This is a genomic window from Bradyrhizobium sp. OK095 (genome assembly GCF_900109945.1).
Classification (GTDB): Bacteria; Pseudomonadota; Alphaproteobacteria; order Rhizobiales; family Xanthobacteraceae; genus Bradyrhizobium.
Genome location: NZ_FOBX01000006.1, coordinates 433118 through 457633 on the forward strand (window position 1 = coordinate 433118; position 24516 = coordinate 457633).

Below are 24516 nucleotides of genomic sequence, written 5' to 3' on the forward strand. Positions count from 1 at the left end.
GCCGGCCCAGAGGAAACGCGACAAGCAGGTGGAGGACTACACGATGAGATCGAGGATCGCAGTGCTCGGCATGATTGCCTTGCTGTTCACCAATGCGCCCGTGTCCGCGCAGGGCATCTCGGGCGACGTGGTCAAGATCGGCATCATGAACGACCAGAATGGTCCCTATGCCGACAATTGCGGCCTCGGTTCGGTCGCGGCCGCCAAGCTCGCTATCGCTGATTTCGGCGGGACGGTCGGCGGCAAGAAGATCGAGCTCGTGATCGCCGACGACCAGAACAAGCCCGATGTCGGCGTCGCCATCGCGCTGCGCTGGGTCGACAATGAAGGTGTCGATGCCATCGTCGGATGCTCGGCGTCGTCGATCGCGCTTGCGGTGCAAGAGATCATGAAGAACCGCAAGAAGCCCTACATGCTGGCCGGCACGGCGGGCTCGTTCTTCACCAACGACAAATGCTCGCCGATGACCACGCAGTGGGTGGTCGACACCTATGCCCAGCCCAAGGCCACGGTGAAGGCGCTGCTCGCCCAGGGCATCGACAGCTGGTTCTTCCTGACGGTCGATTACGCCTTCGGCAAGGCCTGGCAGTCGGATGCGACCAAGTTCATCGAAGCGGGCGGCGGCAAGGTGCTGGGCTCGGTGCTGCATCCGCTCAATTCGTCGGATCTCTCCTCGTTCCTGCTGACGGCACAGGCCAGCGGCGCCAAGGCGATTGCGCTCGCCAACTCTGGCGCGGATTTCGCCAATGCGATCAAGCAGGCCCAGGAGTTCGGGCTGACCAAGTCGCAACTCCTGGTCCCGCTCGGCCTCATGATCAGCCAGACCCACGGCATCGGCTTGAAGGACCTCCAGAACGTGCGGCTGACGACGCCGTTCTACTGGGACATGACGCCGGAGAGCCGGGCGTTTGCCAAGCGCTATGCGGAGGCAACGAACGGTCAGCTGCTCAATGAAGGCAAGTCGGCCACCTACAGCGCCATCACGCATTATCTCAACGCGGTGGCCGCCTCCGGCTCGGACGATGGCGACGCCGTGATGCGGCAGATGAAGAACACACCGGTCAATGATTTCGAGATGAAGAATGTCGCGATCAGGGCCGACGGGCAGGTGATGAGGCCGCTCTATGTCGCGCGGATCAAGACACCGGCGGAATCCAAATACACCTACGACTATTACGAGATCACCGGCACGATTGCGCCCGAGGATGCGTGGCGGCCGGCATCGGAGAGTGCCTGCGATCTTCTCAAGTCGCAGTGAGAAACAGCAGCGGGAAAACGGGCGATGAGTGTACTTGAAGCGGTCTCGACGCATCCGGTCGCGGGTGAGAACCTGACGGGCGAAGCCTATCGGGATGTGATGCATCGCTGGCTGCGCGCCAGTCTTCCCGCCAGCTTTCGCAGCGACAGCGCCGCGTTCGCGGCGCCCACGCTTCAGCAATCGGTGGCCTGGGAAGCGGCGATGTACCGTGCCGGCCTCACCGGCATCACCTGGCCGCAGGCCTATGGCGGGCACGGTCGCTCCTTGCGCGAACACCTCGTCGCCAATCAGGAGATCGGCCGGCTTGCGATGCCGGAGAGCGTCAACTCGATCGGCAAGGAGCTTGCCGGCCCGATCATCTTGGCGGTCGGTACCGAGGAGCAGAAGCGGCGTTTCCTGCCCGCGATCCTCGAGATGCGCAACATCTGGTGCCAGGGATTTTCCGAGCCCGAGGCAGGTTCCGATCTTGCCGGGCTTCGTACCCGGGCCACGCAAACCGGCGACGGCTGGCGGATCAACGGTCAGAAGATCTGGACCAGCGGCGCATACCGGTCGCAGCGTTGTCTGGTGCTGGCCCGCACCGGACCACTGGAGGACCGCCATCGCGGCCTTGCCATGTTCGCGGTGCCGCTCGATGCCAAGGGCGTGCGCGTGCGCACCATCAAGTCGATCGACGGACGCGAGAGCTTTTGCGAGGTGTTCTTCGACGAGGTCGAGGTCGCGCAAGCCGACGCGATCGGCGCGCCCGACGAGGGCTGGGCCGCGGCCATCCGCGTGCTGGAGATCGAGCGGGCGACCAACCGCATGTACCGCGCCTGGCGCTTCGAGAACGAGCTGCGTCATCTGATTTCGGCCTGCAAGGCCGATACGGCGTTGGCGGCGATGGTTGCCGACAGGCATTATGCGGTCCGGCTCGGCGAGGTCGCCGTCGAGATCGAGGTGCTGAAGGCGCATGTCGAGACCGCGGTCGAGGCGCTCGCGAGCGGCGACAAGATCGGCGCGCGCGGCAGTCTTGCAAAGCTCTATTGGAGCGAATCGCATCAGCGTTTTGCCGCGCTGGCCCTCGAGCTGCTCTCGCAGGCCTCGCTGCCGCAGATCCCGGCGATCAAGGTGGCGCGGCGGCGCTTCGAGGCCATCTACCTCCAGGCCCGCGCCGAGACGATCTATGCCGGCACGACCGAGATCCAGCTCGGCATCATCGCCGATCGCATTCTCCAGCTGTCGCGAGGCAAGTGATGACCGTGGTTGGTGAAGGACTTCAGCCCGACGAGTTCGCGGCAACCGCCGCACGCGCAGTGACCGCATGTGCCGGTTTGGATCTGCGCGAGCAGGCGCGAAATCTCGCCGGTGATGGTCTGCTGGGAATCACCGCGGATGAGGAGGTGGGGGGGCTGGCTCTGCCGATCGGCTTCGCGGTGCCGGTCATTGCAGCCGCGCATTCCGGGTTGCTCGCCTTTCCGTTGCTGGAGACCATTCTGGTCGGCCGCCTGCTCCAGTCATCGCTGACGCGTCTTGCCGCCGCGATCGTCTCCGGCGAAAAGCTGGCGACCATCGCCTGGCAGGGTGAGGCTCTCGCTGAACGGGAGGGTGGGCGGCTGGTGCTGAACGGCTCGCTCGGGCGCGCGCCCTGCGCGGCGGAGGTCGACCACATCCTGGTGCGGATGAGCGACGGTGCCTCGGTGCTGATCCCGACCGATGCCGAAGGTGTCGTGGTGGAGGACGCCGCCGGTCTCGATCTGACGGTGCCGGAGCACAATGTGCGACTGGAGAAGGTCGAGATTCCCATTGGCTCCATCCTGCCGGCCGGTACATGGGATGTGCTCAGCTCGGATGCCAACGTGCTCCGTGCCGCGGCCATCCTGGGATCGGCCGAAGCGTGCCTGGCGCTCGCACAGGAGCATGCGTCGACGCGCCGCCAGTTCGGCCACGCGCTGTCCTACAACCAGGCCATCCGCCATGCGCTGGCGCGCCAGAAGCTCGGGCTCGAAAGCATCCGTCATGCGATCACGCGCAGCCTGTCCGGGGATGGCGGCCCGGTGCAGCGCGATGCGGCGTTCCTGGCCGCCGCGACCTATGGCTGCTCGATCAGCGAAGGCGCGCTGCAGATTCATGGCGGCATGGGCTTTACCTGGGATGTGCCGGTGCATCGCCATCTGCGCCGCATCCGCACGCTCCAGGCACAGGGCGATGCCAGCGGCCTCATCAGCACGTTCGGCCGCCGTTACGTATCGGAAGTTGCTCCGTTTGCCGAGGCAGGAGCGTGAGGGAGACAGCCATGACGGAAGCCAGGGATCAGACGCTCGTGGGCCGCGTCGCACTCGTCACGGGTGCCGGAAACGGTATCGGTCGCGCAACCGCGCTGAAGCTCGCCGCGCGCGGCGCGATCGTTGGCATCAATGATTTGAAGCCGGAATTCGTTGATAGCACGGTGGACGCGATCAAGTCCGCAGGCGGCAACGCGGTTGCGGTCACGCAGGACGTCTCCAGTCGCGACGGCATGCGGCAGGCAATTGTTGGATTGGCCGAGGGACAGAAACGTTTCGACATCCTCGTCAACAACGCGGCGTGGGTCCGCTATCAATCCGTCCCGGATATCGCCCCCGAGACCATCGACCGCATGCTCAACATCGGCTTCAAGGCGGTGATCTGGGGAATCCAGGCGGCCGCCGAGGTCATGGATGCCGAGCGCGGCGGCGCCATCGTCAACGTGGCTTCGGTAGCCGGCCTGATCTCGGCCAAGAACAGCATCGTCTACAGCGGCATCAAGGCCGGCGTCATGGGCATTACGCGCGCGGCCGCGGCCGAGCTCGGCGCGCGCAACATCCGCGTCAATGCCGTGGCGCCCTCGGCGATCCCGACCGAAGGGACGATGCGCAATCGCAATGCCGAGCTCGATGCGCGCAGGGTCGCGCGAACGCCGTTGGGCCGGCTTGGCACGGTCGACGACATCGCCAAGGCGATCTGCTTCCTCGCCGGCGACGAGAGCGGCTTCATCTCGGCGCAGGTGCTCACCGTCGATGGCGGCATCACCCTGACCAACATTGCCTGACGGGACCATCGCGATGTCCGATCTGACGCCGGAGCAGCAGGTGCTGAAAGAAGCCTATGTCAGGGCCCGCGGCTATTGGCGGCCCTGGACGGAGGGCCTGCTGCGGCTCGATCCGGCGTTTCTCGAGACTTACGGCAAATATGCGGGCTATGCCGCGGAGAACGGACCGCTGTCGCCCAAGATGTGCGAGCTGATCTACGTCGCGCTCGACGGATCGGCGACGCATCTGTTCCGCTCCGGCCTTGCGCTGCATCTGCGCCTTGCGCTTCAGGAAGGCGCCTCAGCGCGGGAGATCATCGACGTGTTTCGTCTGGCGACGGTTCAGGGGCTGGACGGGTGCAACGTCGGCATTGGCATCCTTGCGCAGGAGTTGGCGAGCGCGGGTGTTCAGGTCGATCAATCCGAACTCACGAACGAGCAGCGCGCGCTGCGCGAGGCCTATGTGGCGCAGTTCGGCGACTGGCCGGAGTTTTGCGAGCAATGGCTGCGGTCCGATCCCGGCTATTTTGCTGTGCTGCTGGACCTCCTCGCCAACCGCGGCGCAGGAGACGGTCTCGACCGGCGCTCGCAATGCCTGATCTCGATCGCGTTGAACGCCTGCTTCACGGCGCTCGATGCGCATGGGCTGCGTGTGCAGATCAAGCGAGCGCTGCGGCTCGGCATCGACCAGCGGGAGATCCGTCAGGTTCTCCAGATGACCGCACATCTCGGCGTGCACGCCTGCGCCGTTGGCGTGCCGGTTCTGATGGAGGCCCTCGCGGAGTGCACCTCGAAGGCCGGTTCGGATGAGAATGGAGGACCGCAATGAAGGGCTTGGCAATCCGCAATCAAAGGGCTTTCGCGTCTGGTGCCCTGTTCCTCGCCTTTGCGGTCTTCTTCTTCGTGACGGCGCTGCAATATCCCGCGGGCACGGCCGCGAAGATGGGGCCGGGCTATTTCCCGCGCGCGCTCGCGATCGTGCTCGCCGCCATTGGTCTCGTCGTGATCCTTAGTGCGGTGAAGCCGGCCGCGGAGGCGCAGGCGCTGCGGCGGTGGGATCTCAAGGGGCTCGCCTGGATCACCGGATCGGTGGTTCTGTTTGGCGCTCTGTTGTTTCCGCTCGGTCTGGTCGGCGCCCTGTTCGTCCTGGTCATGGTGTCGAGCAGGGCCAGCCCCGAGTTCACCTGGACGGGCGCGCTGGCGAACGCGGCGGTGCTCATCGTGCTGTGCCTTGCGGTCTTCGTCTACGGTCTCGGGCTGCCACTGCCCGTCTGGCCATCTTTCCTCAACTGAACGAGCCGGTCGATGGATCTCTTTCATAATCTGGCGATCGGCTTTGCGACGGCCGCCCAGCCCGCCAATTTGCTCTACGCCTTCTTCGGTTGCCTGCTCGGCACCTTGATCGGCGTGCTTCCCGGCCTCGGCCCGCTCGCGACCATCGCGATGCTGTTGCCGATCACCTATGCGCTGCAACCGGACGCCGCGCTGATCATGCTCGCCGGAATCTATTACGGCGCGCAGTATGGCGGCTCGACCACGGCGATCGTCGTCAATCTTCCCGGCGAGTCCTCGTCCGTCGTCACCACGATCGACGGCTACCAGATGGCGAAGCAGGGCCGCGCCGGTGTGGCGCTCGCCACCGCTGCGATCGGCTCGTTCTTCGCCGGATGCGTGGCGACGCTCGCTTTGGCGGCCCTTGCAGGACCGCTGACCGCGACTGCGCTGCTGTTCGGTCCCAAGGAGTTCTTCGCGCTGATGATCCTGGGCCTGATCCTCGCCTCGGTGCTGTCGAGCGGTCCATTCATCGAGGGCATCGGCATGGTCGTGCTCGGTATGCTCTTGAGTCTCGTCGGCACCGATTTGAACAGCGGCAGCCAGCGTTTTGCCTTCGGCGTTCCCCAGCTGTTCGACGGCCTCGATTTCGTGCCGCTGGCGATGGGCATCTTCGGCTTTGCCGAGATCGTCAAAAATCTCGAGCAGGACGACAAGCTGTCACTGGTGACGCAGAAGATCACCAATCTGTTTCCGACCCGAGAAGATTTCCGCCGCATGGTGCCGGCGATCCTGCGCGGCACGGCGCTCGGCACGCTGCTGGGAGTCCTGCCCGGCGGCGGCGCGGTGCTCTCGTCCTTTGCCTCCTATACGCTCGAGAAGAAGCTGTCCCGGTATCCCGAGCAGTTCGGCAAGGGCGCCATCGAGGGCGTTGCCGGCCCGGAGTCCGCGAACAATGCCGGCGCCCAGACCTCGTTCATTCCGCTGCTGACGTTGGGGGTGCCCTCCAACGTCGTGATGGCCCTGATGATCGGCGCCATGAACATCCACAACATCCATCCGGGCCCGGAGGTGATGACGAAGAACCCGACCCTGTTCTGGGGGCTGATCGTTTCGATGTGGGTCGGCAATCTGATGCTGCTGATTTTGAATCTTCCGCTGGTCGGGCTGTGGGTGAAGCTGCTCACCATTCCCTACCGCTATCTGTTCCCGGCGATCATGGTGTTCTGCTCGATCGGCGTCTATTCCATCAACAGCGGGACGTTCGAAGTCTACGAAGCGGCCGTGTTCTGCGTGTTCGGCTACGTCCTGGTCAAGCTGCAACTGCCGGCGGCACCGCTGCTGTTGGGCCTGGTTCTGGGCCCCGCCATCGAAGAGAACTTCCGCCGCGCCATGGTGCTCTCGCGCGGCGATGCCATGGTGCTGTTCACTTCGCCGCTCTCGGCGAGCCTACTAGCTGCGGCTGCGATTGCGATCCTCCTGATCATGCTGCCGACGATCCGCGCGCGACGCGAGGAGGCGCTGCAGGAATGACCAGGATGAGACGCATCGGAAAGCATCTCCCATGATCCGTGACTCTGCCGCCTTCGAAGCGCTGCTAGAGCGTATCCGCCGGTTTGTCCGTGACGTTGCCATTCCGGCCGAGGCACGCGTCGAAAGCTGCGATGACGTGCCCGAAGACATCGTCTCCATCATGCGCGCCGAAGGGTTGTTCGGCTGGAGCATCCCCGAGGCCTATGGCGGCGCCGGACTCACCACCGAGGAGCTCGTCCTGGCGGCGTTAGAACTGTCGCAATGCTCGGTCGCTTTTCGCGCCCGTGTCGGGACCAACACCGGCATCGGTTCGGAGGGAATCGTCGCCGACGGGACCGAGCAGCAGAAGCAGGCCTACCTGCCGCGCCTCGCCAGCGGGGAATGGACCGGCTGCCTCGCCGTGACCGAGCCCGACGCCGGCTCGGAGGCTTCGAACGTGCGGACCGTCGCCCGTCGCGACGGCGATTGGTATGTCCTCGACGGCGAAAAGTGCTTCATCACCAACGCGCCGGTTGCCGACGTCTTCACTGTCACCGCGCGAACCGATCCGCAGTCGAAAGGCGCTTCGGGCGTCTCGGCCTTCATCGTCGAGCGCGGCAGCGACGGCCTTGCGACCGGCGCGCCCTATCGCAAGATGGGGCAGGCGGGCTCGCCCGTGAGCGCGGTCTATTTCAACCAATGCCGGGTGCCGGCGGCCAATTTGATCGGCGGCCGCGAAGGCGCGGGCTTCAAGACCATCATGAAGGTGCTGAACAAGCAGCGCATTCATCTGGCCGCCCTCTCGACCGGGCCGGCGATCCGCATGCTCGACATGGCCGTCCGCCATACCAGCCGCCGTATTCAGTTCGGCGAGCCGGTTGCGAACTACCAGCTGGTGCAGGCTATGATCGCCGACTGCCGGACGGAGATCTTCGCGGCGCAGTCGATGATCCTCGAGACCGCGCGCAAGCGCGATCGCGGCGAAGACATCGCGCTGGAGGCGTCGATGTGCAAATATTTCGCGACGGAGATGTGCGGCCGCGTGGCCGATCGCTGCGTGCAGATGTTCGGCGGCGCCGGCTACATCGCCGATCACTCCTCGATCGAGCGCTGGTACAGGGACGTCCGGCTGTTCCGGCTCTACGAGGGCACCAGCCAGATTCACCAGCTCAACATCGCGCGTCTTCTGCTGCGGGATGTGGCGTGAGCCGTCAACCAGGTTCAATGTGTGGGGACGTGAGATGAGCGGGCCGCTCGAAGGATTGAAGGTCCTGGACATTGCGACCATCGTCGCTGCGCCGTTTGCCGCGACGCTGCTGGCCGACTACGGCGCTGACGTGCTCAAGATCGAGATGCCTGGGCAGGGCGACGGGGTGAGGGCCTTCCCGCCGTTCAAGGACGGCAAGCCGCTGTGGTGGAAGAGCGTGAACCGCAACAAGAAGTTCGCAACGCTCGACCTCCGCAAGCCGGAAGGCGTGGAGCTGTTCAAGCGGATGCTGCCGCACTTCGACGTGCTGATCGAGAATTTCCGACCCGGAACGCTCGACCGCTGGGGACTTTCGAAGGAAATGCTGTGGCAGCTCCAGCCGCGGCTCGTCATCCTGCGGGCGACCGCGTTCGGCCAGGACGGGCCATATCGGGACCGGCCCGGATTCGCGCGCATCTTCGAGGCCATGGGCGGGCTCACCTACATCACCGGTGAAGCCGACGGACAGCCCATGCATCCCGGCTATCCGATCGGCGACGCCATCGGCGGGCTGTTCGGCGCGGTCGGCGTGCTCGCCTCCTTGTGGAAGCGGGCAAAAAACCCCGACGCTCCGGGTGAGGAAATCGATCTTGCGCTGACCGAGGCGGTCTTCCGGCTGCTCGATGTCTTGGCCATCGAGTTCGACCAGCTGGGAGAGGTGCGCGGTCGCATCGGAAACGGCAACGCCTATTCCGCGCCGGCGGCCGTGTATCGAACCAGTGACGATCGCTGGGTGACGCTGGCAGGTTCGACCAACGCGCTCTTTGCCGCGAATTGCCGGGCAATCGGCAGGCCGGACCTGATCGAGGATCCGCGCTTCTCCAACAATGCGCGGCGCGTCGACCATTCAGCGGAGTTGAACGCGATCTTCTCGCAATGGTGCGGCAGCCATACGCTCGATGACGTGCTCGCCGCCTTTGCGGCCGAGGAGGGCACATTGGCGCCGATCTACGCCATCGATCAGATCGCCGCCGATCCGCAATCCAGGGCGCGCGAAATGATCACCCGTGTTCCTGACCGCGATTTCGGCTCGGTTGCCATGGCCAATGTCGTGCCTCGCTTCACCGTCGATCGCACGCAGTTGCGTAACTCCGCCGGCGACGTTGGCCAAGACAATCTCGATATCTATGCGCGCTGGCTTGGGCTTTCGGAGCAAGACATCGAGCGCCTCGCGCGGCAAGGGGTCATCTGACGACCGGGTGAAGCTCGCGCTTGGCAGGCGCGCAGGCGATCTCTGGACTCCGCGGCGCCTGGCCCTCAGGCCGTAGATAACATCATGTTAGGTTTATCGCATAACTGGGTAATTGTGTTAGCCCAACGATTGCCTATTGTCGCGACCAATCAAACACCTATCGGCAGCGACAAGCGCGCGGAAACTCCGCAGAGCGCCCGGAGATTGCTGCCCAATTTCTCCAAGAAGCCCGCCAACGGGACGCAAGCAAACCAGTGGAGGAATTTTGAGATGACCGCGATCCGCGACATGAGTCAGTCCAGGAAGGCCGCTGCCAGCGGCTGGATCGGGTCGGCTCTCGAATATTATGACTTCTTCATCTACGCGACCGCCGCGTCGCTGATCTTCCCGCAAATCTTCTTCCCCTCGGACAATCCCACTATCGCAATCGTCGCATCGCTGGCGACCTATGGCGTCGGCTATGTGGCCCGGCCGATCGGCGCCTTCGTCCTCGGACATTGGGGTGACACCCATGGCCGCAAGACCGTCCTCATCGTCTGCATGTTCCTGATGGGCATCTCGACCATGGCTGTCGGTATCCTGCCGACCTATCAGCAAGTCGGCATCCTCGCGCCGATCCTGCTCGTCATCCTTCGCCTCATCCAGGGATTTGCCGTGGCCGGTGAAATCTCCGGCGCAAGCTCGATGATTCTGGAGCACGCCCCGTTCGGCCGGCGTGGCTTCTATGCAAGTTTTGCGCTCCAGGGCGTGCAGGCCGGACAAATTCTTGCGGCAGCCGTGTTCCTGCCGCTGGCGGCCTACATGCCGACCGAGGCCTTCAACAGCTGGGGCTGGCGGATTCCCTTCCTGCTCAGCTTCTTCGTCATCATCGCGGGCTACATCATTCGCCGCGAAGTCGACGAGACCCCTGCCTTTGCCCGCGAGGGCGAGCGGGGAGAAACGCCGCGGGCGCCGATCGTTCAGGCCATCAAGCTGAGCTGGCGCGACATGCTCAGGGTCATCTGCATGGCCTTGATGAACGTCATTCCTGTTGTTGCGACCATCTTCGGCGCGGCCTACGCGGTGCAGCCGGCCTATGGCATCGGCTTTGCCAAGGACGTCTATCTGTGGATCCCGGTGCTCGGAAACATGCTGGCCGTGTTCGTCATCCCCTTCGTCGGTAATCTCTCCGACAAGGTCGGCCGCAAGCCTCCGATCATCGCGGGCGCGCTGCTCTCCGGCTTGCTCGCCTTCGGCTATCTCTATGCCATCAGCATCAGGAACGTGCCGCTGGCGATCCTGCTGTCGCTCCTGATGTGGGGCGTCGTCTATCAGGGCTACAACGCGATCTTCCCGAGTTTCTACCCCGAGCTGTTTCCGACGCGCACCCGTGTGTCGGCGATGGCGATCTCGCAGAACATCGGCACGACCATCACCGCGTTGCTCCCCGCGCTGTTCGCGATCGTGGCGCCTCCCGGCTCGGCCAACATTCCGCTGACGGTTGGGGCGATCGCCTTCGGCATCACTGTTATCGCGGCGCTGGCGGCCGTCACGGCTCGGGAAACCTATCGGGTCAGCATCGACGATCTCGGTAATCCCAAGGCCGTTCCGATGGCGCGGGCCGATTATGAGCGGCAGCGCGCGGCGGCGGGAAGCGGTGCGGCCGCAATTCCGACCTGACGTGGACGCAAGCAAGCCATGCCGCTGCGATCGATGATGTTTGCAGCGGCACGGCTCGATGCGTTACGTGATTGCCCACTCGAACTCCGCGCGCGCGAGCGCGATCATCATGAGGTCAAGGGATGAACCCCGTCGTCGTTGCTGTCGCTATCACCGGCTCCGTTCCTCGCAAGAAGGACAATCCGGCAGTGCCGATTCTGCCGTCCGAACAGATCGAGTCGACGCACCAGGCCTTCGAGGCCGGCGCCACGCTCGCTCATATCCATGTTCGCAACGATGACGAGACCCCGTCCTCCGACCCAGCGCGTTTCGCCCTGGTGCAGGAGGGGATCAAAAAGCATTGTCCTGATATGATCGTCCAGTTCTCGACCGGCGGTCGTGGCCGCGATCCCTCAGCGCGGGGATCGTCGCTTTACCTGAAGCCCGACATGGCCTCGCTGTCCACGGGATCAGTGAACTTTCCGACGATTGTCTACGAGAACAGCGCCGCGCTGGTCGAGACCCTCGCCACCGGCATGAAGGCGGGTGGCATCCGGCCGGAAATCGAAATCTTCGATTTGTCGCATCTGCACGGCGCCCGCCGCCTGATCGAGGCGGGACTGATCGACGCGCGTCCGCACGTGCAGTTCGTCATGGGCGTCAAGAACGCGATGCCTGCCGACGAGCATGTCCTCGGCATCCTCCTGGGGGAGCTCAGGCGGCTGATCCCGAAAGCGACCTGGACCGCGGCCGGAATCGGACGCCATCAGGCCGACGTGATGGGTTGGGCGCTCTCCCGTGGTGCCGACGCGGTCCGCACCGGGCTCGAGGACAATATCAGGATCGACAAGACGCGCTTGGCCGGCAGCAACGCGGAGCTTGTGACCATCGCCTGTCAGGCTGTTGCGCGCCACGGCCGGCGCGTCGCGACCGCGGCCGAGGCGCGATCCCTACTGGGGATCGCAGGCTAGGGACGGCGGGCTCCGCGGACGACAACCGGCGATCAGAACGGAACCGAACCCCGGGCGCGATAGGTCCAGACACTGGCATTACCGCCGATGCCGCTGAATTCGGCGCCGAGCGCGATCGTGCTCCCATTGCCGAATCTGGCGGTCATCCCGCCGAAAAGCCGTCGAGCACGACTGCGCCCGGAAGTCCGGACGCCGCCAAAGCTGCGGTGGCATTGTCAGAGCTGAAGTAATAATCGCCATACATGCCGACATAGGGCGCCAGCGCGATCGTCGATGACCATGCAATGGGATAGGAGATCTTGAGGCCGGTGCTGGCGCGTCCGGTCGAGAAGTCGCGTGCGGTCTGGAGCGCGCCGAGCGAGTCGGTATAGGCGTTCTCGCGCTCCCATAGCGCGTAAACGCGTGCAGAGGGTTCGATCAGCAGGCCGAAGCCTCGATAGGTGCCGGTCAGGCCGCTCGACACCATCCACTTCGTTGCCCCCTTGGAAGCGGTTTATTTCGGCATTTCAGAAATTTTGCGCGCGAGATCATCGGTTCGCCCAGCCATTGGATGCGCTTCTTGAGAGGTGGGGAACCGGCGCGGGCTGTTTCCATCTGTCATCGCACACAGGAGAGTGTCCAAATCGGTTAGGAACCATCGGTTTGAGCATCGAGTTGGCCGATTGGGTGGGCGAAAACGTCACACGAGGCCAACCGTGCAAGAAGCTGTGCGCGTGCAATCCACAGCGCAAATCGCAAACCATCCAATTCATCCAATGTTGGTGCCGATTCCGATCGCGTGCTTCATCGGAGCATTGCTGACCGACATCGCCTACACCGTCACTGCCGAGATCATGTGGGCCAATTTCTCTGCCTGGCTTCTGATCGTCGGCGTCATCTTCGGCGTGCTCGCGGCGATTGCGGGCCTGACCGATTTCCTCGGCAACCGGTTGGTACGGGAACAGGCGCCGGCGTGGCCCCATCTGGTCGGCAGCGCCGTGGCGCTGATCCTGGCGTTCTTCAACGCGCTGATCCACACGCGTGATGCCTGGACCTCGGTATGGCCGACCGGGCTCGTCCTTTCGGCGATCACCGTGCTGATCCTGCCTGTCACCGGTTGGCTCGGCTGGGCGCTGGTGTACCGCCACCGTGTGGGAGTTGCGCGATGATGTCTCTATTTGCTCGCGCATTGCTGTGCTCATCGCTCTTGTGTCTCGCGGGCTGCGATGATGGTAGCGGTGACCCGAAGGCGCAGATCGGCGCCAATCCAAAGTTGCCCGATATCCAGCAATATCTGCTGCCGCCGATGCACATCGCGCGCATCGTTGGTTGGAAGACGGACGAGACGCCGACCGTTGCGCAGGGCTTGCAGGCCAAGGCGTTCGCCACCGGCCTGCAGCACCCGCGCTCGCTCTATGTTCTTCCCAACGGCGACGTGCTGGTGGTGGAATCCAAGGCGCCGAAGGGCGCCGCGATCAAGCGGCCCAAGGAAATCGTGATGGGTTTTGTCGAATCCTGGGCGACGTCCGGCGGCGATACCGGTGAGAGCAATCGCATCACGCTTCTGCGCGACAGCAATGGCGACGGAGTGCCGGATACGCAGAGCGTCTTCCTCGACCATCTCAATTCACCGTTCGGTGTCGCGTTGGTCGGCAACGATCTCTATGTCGCCAACACCGACGCGATCGTCAGATATCCCTACACCGAAGGCGATACCAAAATCACCGCCCCGGGCACGGTGCTGACGCCGCTGCCGGGCGGGCCGATTGATCATCACTGGACCAAGAGCCTCGTCGCGAGCCCCGACGGTTCAAAGCTCTATGCCGGCGTCGGCTCCAACAGCAACATCACCGAGAACGGGATGGAGGCCGAGCACAATCGCGCTGACATTCTCGAGGTCGATCGCGCCAGCGGCCGCTGGCGCATTTTTGCGAGCGGCCTGCGCAATCCGAACGGCCTCAGTTTTGAACCGCAGGGCGGCGCGCTGTGGACGGTGGTGAACGAGCGCGACGAGCTCGGCCCCGATCTCGTGCCGGACTACATGACGTCGGTGAAGGACGGCGGCTTCTATGGCTGGCCTTACAGCTATTACGGCCAGCACGTCGATCCCCGCGTCAAGCCGGAGCGGCCGGACCTCGTCGCCAAGGCGATCGTGCCTGATTATGCGCTGAGCTCGCATGTCGCGCCGCTTGGAATGGCGTTCTCCACCGGCACCAGCCTGCCGGGCGCCTATCGTAGTGGCGCCTTCGTCGGCGAGCACGGCAGTTGGAATAGGCAGGTCTTGAACGGCTACAAGGTCGTGTTCGTGCCGTTCACGGACGGCAAGCCGAGCGGTCCGGCGCAGGACGTCGTCACCGGCTTTCTGAACAGCGACAATCAGGCGCGCGGCCGCCCCGTCGGGGTCGCCATCGACAAGACCGGAGCGCTGCTGGTCGCCGACGACAGCGGCAATACGGTTTGGCGGGTGAGCTCATTGCACCCGCAGCTGACGCAGCGATAGATAACGGAGAACCCGAGGAGAGGGACGATGGGCCTGGCTCAATATGCAATCGAGCGTGCCCGGCCGTGAAGCGGGCGAGACGGCGCTCGGGGGCTAGGACACCGGCGGACGAATCCACTGCTGCCGGCTGCTGACTCGGCGCAGCCGCCCTGCGGCTGACGCCGTTGTGCTATTCGGAACCGACATGCCCGTGGGCTGAGTCTGCGGGTAATACAGGTCTTGCTGGCGTGATCCGCGCCTGCCGGGCGGGCGACGACTGGAATGCGGTTTCTGAAATCTGACAGCAGGCTCATCGGGGTCCTGCTGGTGCTCGCGATCACGCAACTCATCGGATGGGGCACGATCGGCCTTCCGGCCGTCATCGGCCGCGACCTCGGAGCCGATCTGGGCCTGAGCCTGCCGGCGGTGTTCGCGGGCAGTTCGGTACTTTATGTCACCATGGGTCTGTGCGCGCCCTGGCTCGCCAGAGCCTTTGCGCGGCACGGCGCGCGCAAGGTGATGATGGTGGGTACGGTCGTTGCCGTGCCGGGCTACATCGTCCTGTTCTTCGCGCGTGAGCCAATGCTCTATTTCGCCGGCTGGGTCATTCTCGGCATGGGTGGCAGCGCCACCTTGTCGACCGGCGCCTATATCATGCTGAACGAGGTCGCCGGGCGTGGGGCCAAGAATGCCATTGGCGGGCTGATGCTGGTGACGGGCCTGTCGAGCAGCATCTTCTGGCCAGCCACGTCGTTCCTTAGTGGTCTGCTCGGTTGGCGCGGGACCTGCCTCGTCTATGCGGCGATGATGCTCGCCATCAACCTTCCACTTTATGCATTTCTCGCGCCGCGCCGGAAAATTGCCACGGATGATCGCGGCGAGCCGGTCAAAGCCGTGCCGCCGCCCGCGATTCCGAGAAGCACCTTCGGTCTCGTGGTCTGTGTGATCACGATGAACGCCTTCGTCAATTTCGGCATCGGCGCCATTCTGATCGAGCTGTTGCGGGCCGAGGGGCTGGCGCCGGCGCAGGCGCTTGCCTTTGGCTCGATGCTGGGCGTGATCCAGGTCGGCGCCCGCGGGCTCGATTTTCTTGGCGGCGGGCGGTGGGACGGAATCACGACAGGACTCGTCGCCGGCACGGCGCTGCCGGTGGCCATGTTGCTGCTGATGACGAGCGAAGGCGCGACCTGGGCGGTCGCGGTCTTCATTCTGCTCTACGGCGCCGGCAGCGGCGCGATGGCGGTGGCGCGGGCGACGATCCCGCTGGTGTTCTACGACCAGGCCGAATTCGCCAAGGCGATGTCGATGATCGCATTGCCGCTCAATCTGGCCTCGGCGATCTCGCCGCCGCTGCTGGCCGCTCTGCTCACCGAGTTTGGCAGCCGCGGCGCGCTGGGCCTGACATTCGTGTTTTCCTGCGCGACGGTGCTGATCCTGCTCATGCTTGGTCGCCGGCGACCGGGCACCGCGGCGGCGGCTGTGACCTGAGGCGATATTCGCGGCGCGGAATTCGACATCGACGGCCGATCCTGCCGCCGGGCAGGGGATACCCGTATGCCCGCAGTGCAGTGCTCACAGCCCTGAAATAGTGTATCCGCAGGGAGCGCGGTCCGCGATTTCGCCGCCGCGCCAAGATGAGTTCTAAGATCCCGTTCCCCGGAGGAAATCGACATGTCGGCCCTGCCGCTCTCAGGCATCAAGATTCTTGACCTCACCCGCGTCCTTGCCGGGCCCCTGTCGGCCCAGATGCTGGGCGATCTCGGCGCGGATGTGATCAAGATCGAGCGGCCGGGCACCGGCGACGATGCGCGCGCCTTCGGCCCGCCTTACCTGACCGACCCCGAGGGCAAGGCGAACAACAACAACTCGTTCTACCTCTGCGCCAACCGCAACAAGAAGTCGGTCACCGTCAACATCGCCAAGCCCGAGGGGCAGGCGATCATCCGGGAGCTCGCCAAGGACGTCGACGTCTTCATGGAGAACTACAAGGTCGGCGATCTCAAGCGCTATGGCCTCGACTACGAGACCATCAAGGCGATCAACCCCGGCATCGTCTATTGCTCGGTGACCGGTTTTGGTCAGACCGGCCCTTACGCCCCGCGCGCCGGCTATGACGCGATTCTCCAGGCGATGGGCGGCCTGATGAGCGTCACCGGCCATATCGACGGCGAGCCGGGCGAGGGCCCGATGAAGGTCGGCCCGTCGATCGTCGACTACATGACCGGCATGAACACCTCGATCGGCATTCTCTCGGCGCTCTACCATCGCGATGCCAATGACGGGCAGGGCCAGCACATCGACGTCTGCCTGTTCGACACCGTCATCGCATCGTTGTCGCACTGGCTCCAGATCTACCTCGTCAATGGCAAGACGCCGCCACGCCGCGGCACCTGGGGCAATGGCGGTATGCCCGCCGGCGTATTCCGCTGCACCGACGGCGAACTGATGCTGGTGGTCGGCAATGACGGCCAGTTCCGAAAGACCTGCGCCGTGCTTGGCGAGCCGGAACTCGCGAACGATCCCCGCTTCATCAAGAACAACGACCGCGTCGTGCACGGCAAGGAGATCATGGCGATCTTCGCCGGCCTGTTCCTGAAGCAACCGGTGGCCTATTGGCTGGACAAGCTCGAGGAGGCCGGCGTGCCCTCGGGCCCGATCAACAATTTCGAGCAGGTGTTTGCCGATCCGCACGTCCAGTCGCGCGGCATGCGGGTGAAGGTGGATCATCCCTTCGAGCCGGATCTGTCGCTGATCCGCAACGCGCTGACCCTATCGGGCACCCCGATCGAGACTTACCGCGCCCCGCCGCTGCTCGGCGAGCACACAAAGGAAGTGCTCGCCGGCAAGCTCGGCTATGATGCGGGGAAGATCGAGGAGCTGAAGCAGCAGGGAATCATCTAGCTTCGCGCTGCTGGGTGGGTTGCTCCTCACGGTGCAATTCTGCAACAGCCTGACGAAATTGCCTGAAATCATTCGATCGGAGGACGCCGGATTCCGGCGCCTCCGTGTAGGTCTCGAAGAGCGCAGCAACAAGCTCGAACGGAGACATCGTGAAGACACGAATTCTACTCGCTGCCGTTTCGCAGATTGCTCTTGTCGTCGCTGGCGGCGCAGACGCAGCCGATATCCAGCTCAAGGCGCCGCGAATTGCGGCACCGGTCTATAGCTGGACCGGATGCTACGTCGGCGCGCATGTCGGATTCGGCTGGGGCCGTCACGACGTCTCGGCCTCGAATTTCAGTTTCGGTCCCGGCGGTACGGCGATCACCACCACCAACGGGCTGGACTCCGGCAGTGGAGTCTTTGGCGGGCAGCTTGGTTGCAACTACCAGGTCTCGGGCAACTGGGTCGTCGGACTTCAGGGCGATATCGCCGGCACCAATTTCAGCGGCGATGTCGCCGATCCCTGGGATCGGATCTTTCCGGGTCCGTTTCCCGGTACGATCGGCGTGAAAACCGACTGGCTCGCGAGCATCACGGCTCGGCTGGGCATCACGGCCTGGGACAATCGTGCATTGTTCTACGTCAAGGGCGGCGCCGCATTCGAGAACAATCGCTGGGATTTCACCCGATCGTCGTACTGCATTTTCTACAACGGCTGTCGAGATACGAATCCCCAAGAGGTCCGCGTCGGATGGACGGTCGGCGCCGGATTTGAATGGGTGCTTTCGCCCAGCCTGCCGAACTGGACGGCCTTTACCGAGTATAATTACTACAACTTCGGCAGAGACGGCAGCAGCTATCCGGTTGCGCTGACATTCATCGATGCCCGCGATGCGCTCGCGTCGGCCCGTCAGGACACCCACACCGTGAAGGTCGGCGTGAACTACAAGCTGTTTACGCCCTAAATCAAACCACCGCCGGATCGTCAGCGCTGGGCGCAACAGTGAAACCGGCGGGAGCGTCGCCGCGTTGCCAACGCTCCCACATTGTGAGGTAAGCGGCTTCGAGATTCCTGCGGTAACGGTCAGTGTCAAAAAGCGGCTGTGACAATCGGTTTCGTTGCAGCCGCTCGCGTGTGGTGTCCAGCAACGCTGGCTCGGACGCGAAACGTAGGGCCAGACGCTCATAGGCGCCGAGGTCGGGCGCCACGAGGTCAGCCACGCCGACGGCGCGAAGCAGGCTCGCAGCGACCCGTCCGGCAAAAGATTTGCCAAGACACGTGACCACCGGCAAACCGGCCCACAAGGCGTCAGCTGCGGTGGTGTGCGCGTTGTAGGGCAGGGTGTCCAGGAAGAGGTCCGCCAGATGGTGGCGTGCCAGATGGTCGCCCTGCGCCATGCGCCGCGCGAACACCAGGCGCGCCGGATCGATCCCGTGCGCTGCGGCCGCCCGGCGGAGGTTTACCTCGGCGCTGGCGCGATCGGCATACAGCCACAAGACGCTGCCGCTGACCTGCTTGAGCAGACGCATCCAGACCTCGAAGATCTCGGGCGTGATCTTGTAGCTGTTGTTGAAGCAGCAGAAGACGAAGCCATCGGAAGGCAGGCCGGCTTCTTCGCGCGTGGGCGCGTGCGCGGCACGCGGGCGCCTGGAATCATTCGGCAGATAGCAGTCCGGAAGATGAACGATGTTCTCGCTGTAGAAGGGCTGCTGGTCCAGCGGAAGAACTGTCGCGTCGCCGATGATGTAATCGTAGGAGTCTGCGCCAAGGCTGCCGGGAAAGCCGATATAATTGACCTGGATCGGAGCCGGCCGTGCCGCGAAGATGGCTGGTCGCGCATTGACGGTGTAGCCGCTCCGATCGACGGCGATGTCGATTTTCAGGTCGCTGATCAGTGCGGCGACGTCCCGATCGCTCTTGTCCCTCACATCGTGAAACTGATCGAAAGCCGCTTTTAGTCTGGCGCGGATGTCGCTCCCGTCGTCCGGACCGAGCGAGACGCCAATCACCTCGAAACGCGCGCGGTCGTGCAACTCGATCAGCTCGGCGGTGAGATAAGCGGTCGGATGATCGTGAAAGCCGCTGGCGACATAGGCGATCCCGATCCTGTCGTTGCGCCAGAGGCCGCCGCGCCAGAGCGGGGGCGGGCGCACGGGGGCCTGGTGCCGGATATACTCCCTGGCGCAGGCGAGCTGCTGCTCTGCATCGTCGCTGAAGCTGAGAAAGCTGAATGCATCGAAGAAACGTCCGCCGGCGACGTGCTTGGCCGCCTCGGCTCGCAGCGGCACCGTGCGCGTCCAGTCGCAGCTCGCCAGCGCGGTCCGCGCCAGCCCATCGAAGGCAAGATCGTGATCGAGATCGATCGCCAGCGCCTTCTCGAAACTGGCGATCGCGTCCGCGTCCCGCCGCAGCCGGGCCAGCGCGTCGCCGCGCCGGCACAGGACGTCGGCGTTCTCCGGACTGATCGCGAGCGCACGGTCATAGGACGAGATCGCGGCGTCCTCGCGATTCAGCCCGAACAGAGTGTCGCCAAGATTGATCAGGGCTTCGAGGTATTCGGGCTTGATCGCAATTGCCTTCTCGTACGATGCGACCGCGTCCTCGCGCCGGCCGAGCGCGCGGAGTGTGTTGCCGAGGCTGTTGTGGGCCTCCGCATAGTCCGGCCGGATCGCGATTGCCTTGGCGTAGGCGTTCACGGCGTCCCCCAATTGCCCTGTAGCCCGCAGCGCGGTTCCGAGATTCCAATGGGCTTCAGCGTAGCCGGCGTTGATCTCGATCGCCTTCCGGTAATGCGGGATGGCTTTCCCGGATTGATTCTGCAGGTGAAGGGCATTGCCGAGATTGTTGTGGGCCTCGGCGTAATCGAGGCGAAGCGAGATGGCCTTTCGGTAGCGCACGGTCGCGTCGCTCAATCGATCGAGGCGCTGCAAAGCGTAGCCGAGATTGTTGTGCGCTTCGGCAAGGCCGGGCCGCAAGGCGATGGCCTTCTCATAGCACCGGACCGCCTCGTCGAGCTGCTCCAGCCCGGTCAGGGCAAAGCCGAGGAGTTGATGCGCCTCAGCCGAACGCTTGTCGGCCTTGATGGCACGGCGGAACAAGAGCTCTGCATCCGTGAGCCGGCGTTGATCCAGCCGCAGCATGCCCAGGCGCAGCAGCGCGCCGGAATGCCGCGCGTCCGCTGCAAGGACGGCCTGATAGAGCCGCTCGGCTTCCCACGCGCGTCCCTGATCGTGGGCAAGCGCGGCCTGCTGGAACAACAACTGCGGTTGACCTGTCGGCGGAGGCATCGCCGATTGTTCTAGGCTGCACCTCGACGGGCAGCAAGGTGCCCCTGACGCCTCATCCGAAATCAGTATATGGATGTAGCAACAGCAGAGGGCGGAGCGTCATCGATGACTTCAGGCAAGACCATCATCACCTGCGCGATCACGGGCAACCTGACAAAGCCCGAGCAGTCGCCATATCTCCCGATCACGCCCGAGCAGATCGCGACCTCGGCGCTGGAGGCCGCTGAAGCCGGCGCCGCCATCGCCCACATCCATGTGCGCGATCCCGCGACGGGGCGGCCCTCGATGTCGGTCGACCTCTACCGCGAGCTGGTGGAGTTGATCCGCGCCCGCAACAAGAGCCTCGTCATCAACCTCACCACCGGCCCCGGCGGGCGCTTCGTGCCCTCGATCGAGGATCCCCGCGTCGCCGCAGCAGGCACCACGCTGATTCAGCCCGAGAAGCGCGTCGAGCATATCGAGCTGCTCAAGCCCGACATCTGCACGCTGGACCTCAACACCATGAATTCCGGCGGCGAGGTCGTGATCAACACGCCGCGCAATGTCCGCATCATGGCCGAGCGTATGAAGGCGGTGGGCGTGCTGCCGGAGATCGAGCTGTTCGATTCCGGCGACTGCCATCTGGCGCGCGACATGCTCGCCGACGGCTCGCTGAAGGGGCCGGGCCTGTTCTCGCTCGTGCTCGGGGTGAAGTACGGCTTCTCCGCCACGCCGGAGACGATGTTTTATGCCCGCAGCCTGCTGCCGCCGGGCGCGATCTGGTCCGGCTTCGGCATCGGCCGCGCCGAATTCCCGATGGTCGCGCAAGCCTTTTTGCTCGGCGGCCACGTCCGCGTCGGCATGGAGGACAATCTCTTTATGTCGAAGGGCGTGCTGGCCAAGACCAATGCCGAGCTGGTCACGCATGCCGCAGGCATTTTGCAGAGCCTCGGCGCTGCGGTTGCGACCGCGGCCGACGCGCGTGCGATGCTGGGGCTTGCCTGAGGCAAGGCACGGCCGAAGGTCTGCTCGACGGGATGCGCTATGATTTGAATTCGGGAAGCCAGATTCCGAGGACGCCAATTGGATTGTACACTTTCTGGCGACGGGGCGGCACGACGGACCTCTGCTCTGGTCCGCCGAATGTGCTGGAAACGATCTTGGCGACATTGGCGGCACCGATACTGTCGCCTTCGCTGAAATAGTCGATTCCTGCGCCACCCTCCGCGTCTGCATCAGGCTCGGACCCCTGCACGGCATAGCCCGCCTTTATCAGCGCCTCTTTGACCTTGTTGACGACGTCTTCGGGCTGCTTAGCTGTATGGAGATAGAGGCGGAAGCGCTTAGGATCGTTGTTATCCTGCTTGAGGCCGCCGGTCGCTTGGGCCGTGTTGATCGCAAGTGGCGGCACCGATCCAAGCTCTGCGCGACTGCAATCTCCCAGTCCCTTATAGCATGCGTCGACCTTCTCTGAGGCCGCAACCTTGACCCGATTGGTGTCGGTCTTCGGATCGATGACATTCTCCTTTGGGATTCGTTTCACCGCGCGATAGCCGATTGCAACTGGGCGGAGAAAAGTCTGCTTGAGCGACTGCCCATCCGAAGTCTCTATCTTGAGCGCCGTCTCATTGCGTGCCGTCCGTCCGGGCGGGGTTTCGGTCGAAGCTGTGTCGGTACCCGCAGCTTTCTCGACCCTGGCGGCTCCGTCGGCGCCCCCAATTCCGGACTCGCCGGAACGTGACCGGTGGGTCCTCTGGTCGATGTAGCGCGCGAGATAGACGCGGTTAACAAGGACGATTTGCAGCGGATACCGATATGGACTGCTCGCCGATGACAACGGTGCGGCTGCATCCGCAGCCAACACGTCGTTGCTGTCTTTTGGCTTTAAGTCGAACGCGCGCGGCGTCACGAAAGCGAGATGTCTCCGCAAGGTTTCGTCCGTGCAACGATTGGGATCGTTCCTGTCCGAGCAAAACTGCTCAAGCTCTCCGACGGCCTCGATGCTCGGAATCCCGTACGTCTCGGCAACCGGAATGTTGAGCTCTATTCCGCTGTCCGATTTGAATCCGAACGTGGTCGAAAGCCAGCCGAGCAAACCGCCACTGAAGCCACTCTGTTGCTTGATCGTAAAGCCCGGAAATGCCGCAATGGGTAGCGTCGTGCGCTTCTCGGGATGGGTCAGTATCCCATTTTGATTGGGCATCTGATCCCAAGGCTGAGTCTGGTCGGATGGGCGAGGACTGGTATTCGGGAACTGGTACGATTGCCGGTAGGTCTTCTCAATGTCGGCCGTGAGATCCTGATGGGTCAGTTTGATCGACCGCAGCGCCAGAGCTGTGCGCGATGGCTGTCCGTTCTCACTGTCGTCGAGGACCGCGTAGATGTCGCCGACGGCAACGTCCTCTTCGGGCGGGAAGACCGGATCGATGCCGAGCTTGCTGATAGTGGCATTCCACTCCTCGATAACGTTGGTCTGGCTTGGTTCTGGCCCGAGCCAGACCAGGAGGAAGGTCGAGGCAGCGATGAAAACGACCAAAACCACAAGGATTTGGCCGATCTTCCGCCACGGAATCTGTGCGATGGAAAATTTCGGCATCGAAATACTCAAAGCGGGAGGAAGAAAAATCGAAACTTCAATGGTCTCCATCCTAGACAGCGAGTGCACGACAATCAAAGATAATTTTCGGAGTAGAATACAACCCCATCGTACTTGCTGTTACGCGCGATCTGGTCCGGCTTCGGTACCGAGCGGGCCGAATTCCCCTTGGTGGCGCAAGTCTCGCTATTCGGCGGCCATGTTAGCGTAGGTGCAAGTGTCGCGAATGCAGTGTGACGCTGGCGTGGCCTTGCGCGAGGCTTGCGTGCAATCCCCAGATAAACACGGTCCGTACTCGCACAGGCTTCCGCTTCGTGCGCGACTCAGATTCGATCTCTCCACTTAAGTCGGGGAGACAAAGTGGATGTCCTATACGATCGGGTTTCAGGCCAAGGACCAGAAGGCAATTCTGGCAACCGAGGCGTCGACCGCCAATCAGGCTGTCGCGATCATTGCCGCACTGCGGCAAAGCGCCGACGAAATAAAATTCATCCGCTCGCCGCAGGAAGGTGAGATGGGCATCGAGATGCTGCTGCTGCTCGCCAAGGAAGAGGCCGAGGAGATGCCGCAGCGGGCGTAGTCGCGCCACCACGACGACCACACTTCGATCAGAAGCGAAGCATGTTGGCTGCATTATGATGTAGTCAGGCATCACTCTCGCTTGAATCGAAGGTGGCCGCCCATGAAACGCGAAGCGCTCCGCGTCGAACCGATCTCGTCCTGGCTCGATCGCGTGAAGGCGCCGACCTCGCCGGTGACGCGCGCCGGCAACATGATCTTTGTCGCCGGGCTCCCACCCTTCGACCCGGAGACGGGCGACATCGGGGGAATGCCGATCGAGCGTCAGAGCGAGCTCATCATGGAGCAGATGAAGCTGTGCCTGGCGACCGCCGGCGCGAGCCTCGACAACGTCATGAAGTGCAACGTCTACTGCACGTCGACAAAACACTTCGCCATCTTCAACGCGGTCTATGCGCGCTATTTCCCGGTCGATCCGCCGGCGCGGATCTTCGTCGTGACGCCGGAATGGTTCGGCCCCTTCGACGTCGAGATCGATTGCATCGCGATGATGTGAGGGCTCTTACCTCGCCCCGCTTGCGGCAGGGCTGTCCGGGGAATGATTCACTATGCCGCGGAGCATGCCCGGTTTAACCGGCATGAAGCCGGTACTTTCTGGTTGTCGAGACTCAGAAAG

At 63.7% G+C, this 24516-nt stretch carries 22 protein-coding genes; 19 read left to right on the plus strand and 3 right to left on the minus strand.

Going from position 1 to position 24516, the window contains the following annotated elements; translation table 11 throughout:
• The first annotated feature begins 43 nt into the window (after positions 1–43).
• From BMW89_RS18825 to BMW89_RS18875, 11 genes are all read left to right on the plus strand, one after another.
• Positions 44–1258 carry an ABC transporter substrate-binding protein gene (locus BMW89_RS18825; protein ID WP_092028530.1) on the plus strand — a complete coding sequence of 405 codons (1215 nt, stop codon included), beginning with the start codon at positions 44–46 and terminating at the stop codon, positions 1256–1258.
• A gap of 24 nt (positions 1259–1282) precedes the next feature.
• Positions 1283–2494 (plus strand): acyl-CoA dehydrogenase, encoded by a 1212-nt coding sequence (locus BMW89_RS18830; RefSeq protein WP_092028458.1) that lies wholly within the window; start codon positions 1283–1285, stop codon positions 2492–2494.
• The gene (locus tag BMW89_RS18835; RefSeq protein WP_092028459.1) at positions 2494–3522 is read left to right on the plus strand and encodes an acyl-CoA dehydrogenase family protein; all 1029 of its coding nucleotides are present in this window, start codon (positions 2494–2496) and stop codon (positions 3520–3522) included. The genes BMW89_RS18830 and BMW89_RS18835 overlap by 1 nt, the downstream gene beginning before the upstream one ends.
• Before the next feature lie 11 nt (positions 3523–3533).
• Complete coding sequence (locus BMW89_RS18840; RefSeq protein WP_092028460.1) at positions 3534–4307, plus strand: SDR family NAD(P)-dependent oxidoreductase; 774 nt, start codon at positions 3534–3536, stop codon at positions 4305–4307.
• 13 nt (positions 4308–4320) lie between these two features.
• A complete protein-coding gene (locus BMW89_RS18845; RefSeq protein ID WP_092028461.1) occupies positions 4321–5115 on the plus strand; it encodes a carboxymuconolactone decarboxylase family protein in 795 nt (264 codons plus the stop codon).
• On the plus strand, positions 5112–5579 hold the full coding sequence (locus BMW89_RS18850; RefSeq protein ID WP_092028462.1) for a tripartite tricarboxylate transporter TctB family protein: 468 nt from the start codon (positions 5112–5114) through the stop codon (positions 5577–5579). The genes BMW89_RS18845 and BMW89_RS18850 overlap by 4 nt, the downstream gene beginning before the upstream one ends.
• A gap of 12 nt (positions 5580–5591) precedes the next feature.
• On the plus strand, positions 5592–7091 hold the full coding sequence (locus tag BMW89_RS18855; protein WP_092028463.1) for a tripartite tricarboxylate transporter permease: 1500 nt from the start codon (positions 5592–5594) through the stop codon (positions 7089–7091).
• A gap of 31 nt (positions 7092–7122) precedes the next feature.
• Positions 7123–8277, plus strand: coding sequence for an acyl-CoA dehydrogenase family protein (locus BMW89_RS18860; protein WP_092028464.1), 1155 nt, complete (start codon positions 7123–7125; stop codon positions 8275–8277).
• Positions 8278–8311: 34 nt separating this feature from the next.
• Positions 8312–9508: a CaiB/BaiF CoA transferase family protein gene (locus BMW89_RS18865; RefSeq protein ID WP_092028465.1), complete on the plus strand. Its 1197-nt coding sequence runs from the start codon at positions 8312–8314 to the stop codon at positions 9506–9508.
• 270 nt (positions 9509–9778) lie between these two features.
• A complete protein-coding gene (locus BMW89_RS18870) occupies positions 9779–11167 on the plus strand; it encodes an MFS transporter (RefSeq protein ID WP_092028466.1) in 1389 nt (462 codons plus the stop codon).
• 122 nt (positions 11168–11289) lie between these two features.
• A complete protein-coding gene (locus BMW89_RS18875; protein ID WP_092028467.1) occupies positions 11290–12117 on the plus strand; it encodes a 3-oxoadipate:acetyl-CoA acetyltransferase in 828 nt (275 codons plus the stop codon).
• A gap of 142 nt (positions 12118–12259) precedes the next feature.
• Here the strand turns inward: BMW89_RS18875 and BMW89_RS18880 are convergent, their stop codons facing one another.
• Positions 12260–12583, minus strand: coding sequence for an autotransporter domain-containing protein (locus BMW89_RS18880; protein WP_092028468.1), 324 nt, complete (start codon positions 12581–12583; stop codon positions 12260–12262).
• A gap of 229 nt (positions 12584–12812) precedes the next feature.
• Here BMW89_RS18880 and BMW89_RS18885 point away from each other — a divergent pair, with 229 nt between their 5' ends.
• From BMW89_RS18885 to BMW89_RS18905, 5 genes are all read left to right on the plus strand, one after another.
• Positions 12813–13265: a DUF2231 domain-containing protein gene (locus tag BMW89_RS18885; RefSeq protein ID WP_092028469.1), complete on the plus strand. Its 453-nt coding sequence runs from the start codon at positions 12813–12815 to the stop codon at positions 13263–13265.
• Positions 13262–14596, plus strand: coding sequence for a PQQ-dependent sugar dehydrogenase (locus BMW89_RS18890; RefSeq protein ID WP_092028470.1), 1335 nt, complete (start codon positions 13262–13264; stop codon positions 14594–14596). Before BMW89_RS18885 ends, BMW89_RS18890 begins: the two co-directional genes overlap by 4 nt.
• Before the next feature lie 261 nt (positions 14597–14857).
• Positions 14858–16063 (plus strand): MFS transporter, encoded by a 1206-nt coding sequence (locus tag BMW89_RS18895; RefSeq protein ID WP_092028471.1) that lies wholly within the window; start codon positions 14858–14860, stop codon positions 16061–16063.
• Between the two features lie 183 nt (positions 16064–16246).
• Positions 16247–17476 carry a CaiB/BaiF CoA transferase family protein gene (locus tag BMW89_RS18900; protein WP_092028472.1) on the plus strand — a complete coding sequence of 410 codons (1230 nt, stop codon included), beginning with the start codon at positions 16247–16249 and terminating at the stop codon, positions 17474–17476.
• A gap of 149 nt (positions 17477–17625) precedes the next feature.
• On the plus strand, positions 17626–18423 hold the full coding sequence (locus tag BMW89_RS18905; RefSeq protein ID WP_177196151.1) for an outer membrane protein: 798 nt from the start codon (positions 17626–17628) through the stop codon (positions 18421–18423).
• Position 18424: 1 nt separating this feature from the next.
• Here BMW89_RS18905 and BMW89_RS18910 read toward each other — a convergent pair whose 3' ends face one another.
• Entirely contained in the window at positions 18425–20746 is a 2322-nt protein-coding gene (locus BMW89_RS18910; RefSeq protein ID WP_092028474.1) for a tetratricopeptide repeat protein, read from the minus strand.
• Between the two features lie 105 nt (positions 20747–20851).
• Here BMW89_RS18910 and BMW89_RS18915 point away from each other — a divergent pair, with 105 nt between their 5' ends.
• On the plus strand, positions 20852–21730 hold the full coding sequence (locus tag BMW89_RS18915; RefSeq protein ID WP_092028475.1) for a beta-keto acid cleavage family enzyme: 879 nt from the start codon (positions 20852–20854) through the stop codon (positions 21728–21730).
• Positions 21731–21767: 37 nt separating this feature from the next.
• Here the strand turns inward: BMW89_RS18915 and BMW89_RS18920 are convergent, their stop codons facing one another.
• Positions 21768–23372, minus strand: a complete 1605-nt coding sequence (locus tag BMW89_RS18920; protein WP_143062786.1) for a hypothetical protein — start codon at positions 23370–23372, stop codon at positions 21768–21770.
• A gap of 313 nt (positions 23373–23685) precedes the next feature.
• On the opposite strand from BMW89_RS18920, the gene BMW89_RS18925 reads away from it, so the two are divergent.
• Together BMW89_RS18925 and BMW89_RS18930 are read left to right on the plus strand one after the other, a co-directional pair.
• Positions 23686–23901, plus strand: a complete 216-nt coding sequence (locus tag BMW89_RS18925; protein ID WP_092028477.1) for a hypothetical protein — start codon at positions 23686–23688, stop codon at positions 23899–23901.
• Positions 23902–24003: 102 nt separating this feature from the next.
• Positions 24004–24396: a RidA family protein gene (locus tag BMW89_RS18930; protein ID WP_092028478.1), complete on the plus strand. Its 393-nt coding sequence runs from the start codon at positions 24004–24006 to the stop codon at positions 24394–24396.
• The last annotated feature ends 120 nt before the right edge of the window (positions 24397–24516 follow it).

What these genes read in the sequence shown, in the direction of transcription:
- BMW89_RS18840 (WP_092028460.1), top strand. Translation starts at nt 3,534, where the DNA reads ATGACGGAAGCCAGGGATCAGACGCTCGTGGGCCGCGTCGCACTCGTC.
- BMW89_RS18855 (WP_092028463.1), top strand. Translation starts at nt 5,592, where the DNA reads ATGGATCTCTTTCATAATCTGGCGATCGGCTTTGCGACGGCCGCCCAG.
- BMW89_RS18865 (WP_092028465.1), top strand. Translation starts at nt 8,312, where the DNA reads ATGAGCGGGCCGCTCGAAGGATTGAAGGTCCTGGACATTGCGACCATC.
- BMW89_RS18915 (WP_092028475.1), top strand. Translation starts at nt 20,852, where the DNA reads ATGACTTCAGGCAAGACCATCATCACCTGCGCGATCACGGGCAACCTG.
- BMW89_RS18920 (WP_143062786.1), bottom strand. Translation starts at nt 23,372, where the DNA reads ATGGAGACCATTGAAGTTTCGATTTTTCTTCCTCCCGCTTTGAGTATT.
- BMW89_RS18830 (WP_092028458.1), top strand. Translation starts at nt 1,283, where the DNA reads ATGAGTGTACTTGAAGCGGTCTCGACGCATCCGGTCGCGGGTGAGAAC.
- BMW89_RS18930 (WP_092028478.1), top strand. Translation starts at nt 24,004, where the DNA reads ATGAAACGCGAAGCGCTCCGCGTCGAACCGATCTCGTCCTGGCTCGAT.
- BMW89_RS18875 (WP_092028467.1), top strand. Translation starts at nt 11,290, where the DNA reads ATGAACCCCGTCGTCGTTGCTGTCGCTATCACCGGCTCCGTTCCTCGC.
- BMW89_RS18900 (WP_092028472.1), top strand. Translation starts at nt 16,247, where the DNA reads ATGTCGGCCCTGCCGCTCTCAGGCATCAAGATTCTTGACCTCACCCGC.
- BMW89_RS18825 (WP_092028530.1), top strand. Translation starts at nt 44, where the DNA reads ATGAGATCGAGGATCGCAGTGCTCGGCATGATTGCCTTGCTGTTCACC.
- BMW89_RS18925 (WP_092028477.1), top strand. Translation starts at nt 23,686, where the DNA reads ATGTCCTATACGATCGGGTTTCAGGCCAAGGACCAGAAGGCAATTCTG.
- BMW89_RS18890 (WP_092028470.1), top strand. Translation starts at nt 13,262, where the DNA reads ATGATGTCTCTATTTGCTCGCGCATTGCTGTGCTCATCGCTCTTGTGT.
- BMW89_RS18860 (WP_092028464.1), top strand. Translation starts at nt 7,123, where the DNA reads ATGATCCGTGACTCTGCCGCCTTCGAAGCGCTGCTAGAGCGTATCCGC.
- BMW89_RS18910 (WP_092028474.1), bottom strand. Translation starts at nt 20,746, where the DNA reads ATGCCTCCGCCGACAGGTCAACCGCAGTTGTTGTTCCAGCAGGCCGCG.
- BMW89_RS18870 (WP_092028466.1), top strand. Translation starts at nt 9,779, where the DNA reads ATGACCGCGATCCGCGACATGAGTCAGTCCAGGAAGGCCGCTGCCAGC.
- BMW89_RS18895 (WP_092028471.1), top strand. Translation starts at nt 14,858, where the DNA reads ATGCGGTTTCTGAAATCTGACAGCAGGCTCATCGGGGTCCTGCTGGTG.
- BMW89_RS18835 (WP_092028459.1), top strand. Translation starts at nt 2,494, where the DNA reads ATGACCGTGGTTGGTGAAGGACTTCAGCCCGACGAGTTCGCGGCAACC.
- BMW89_RS18880 (WP_092028468.1), bottom strand. Translation starts at nt 12,583, where the DNA reads ATGGTGTCGAGCGGCCTGACCGGCACCTATCGAGGCTTCGGCCTGCTG.
- BMW89_RS18850 (WP_092028462.1), top strand. Translation starts at nt 5,112, where the DNA reads ATGAAGGGCTTGGCAATCCGCAATCAAAGGGCTTTCGCGTCTGGTGCC.
- BMW89_RS18845 (WP_092028461.1), top strand. Translation starts at nt 4,321, where the DNA reads ATGTCCGATCTGACGCCGGAGCAGCAGGTGCTGAAAGAAGCCTATGTC.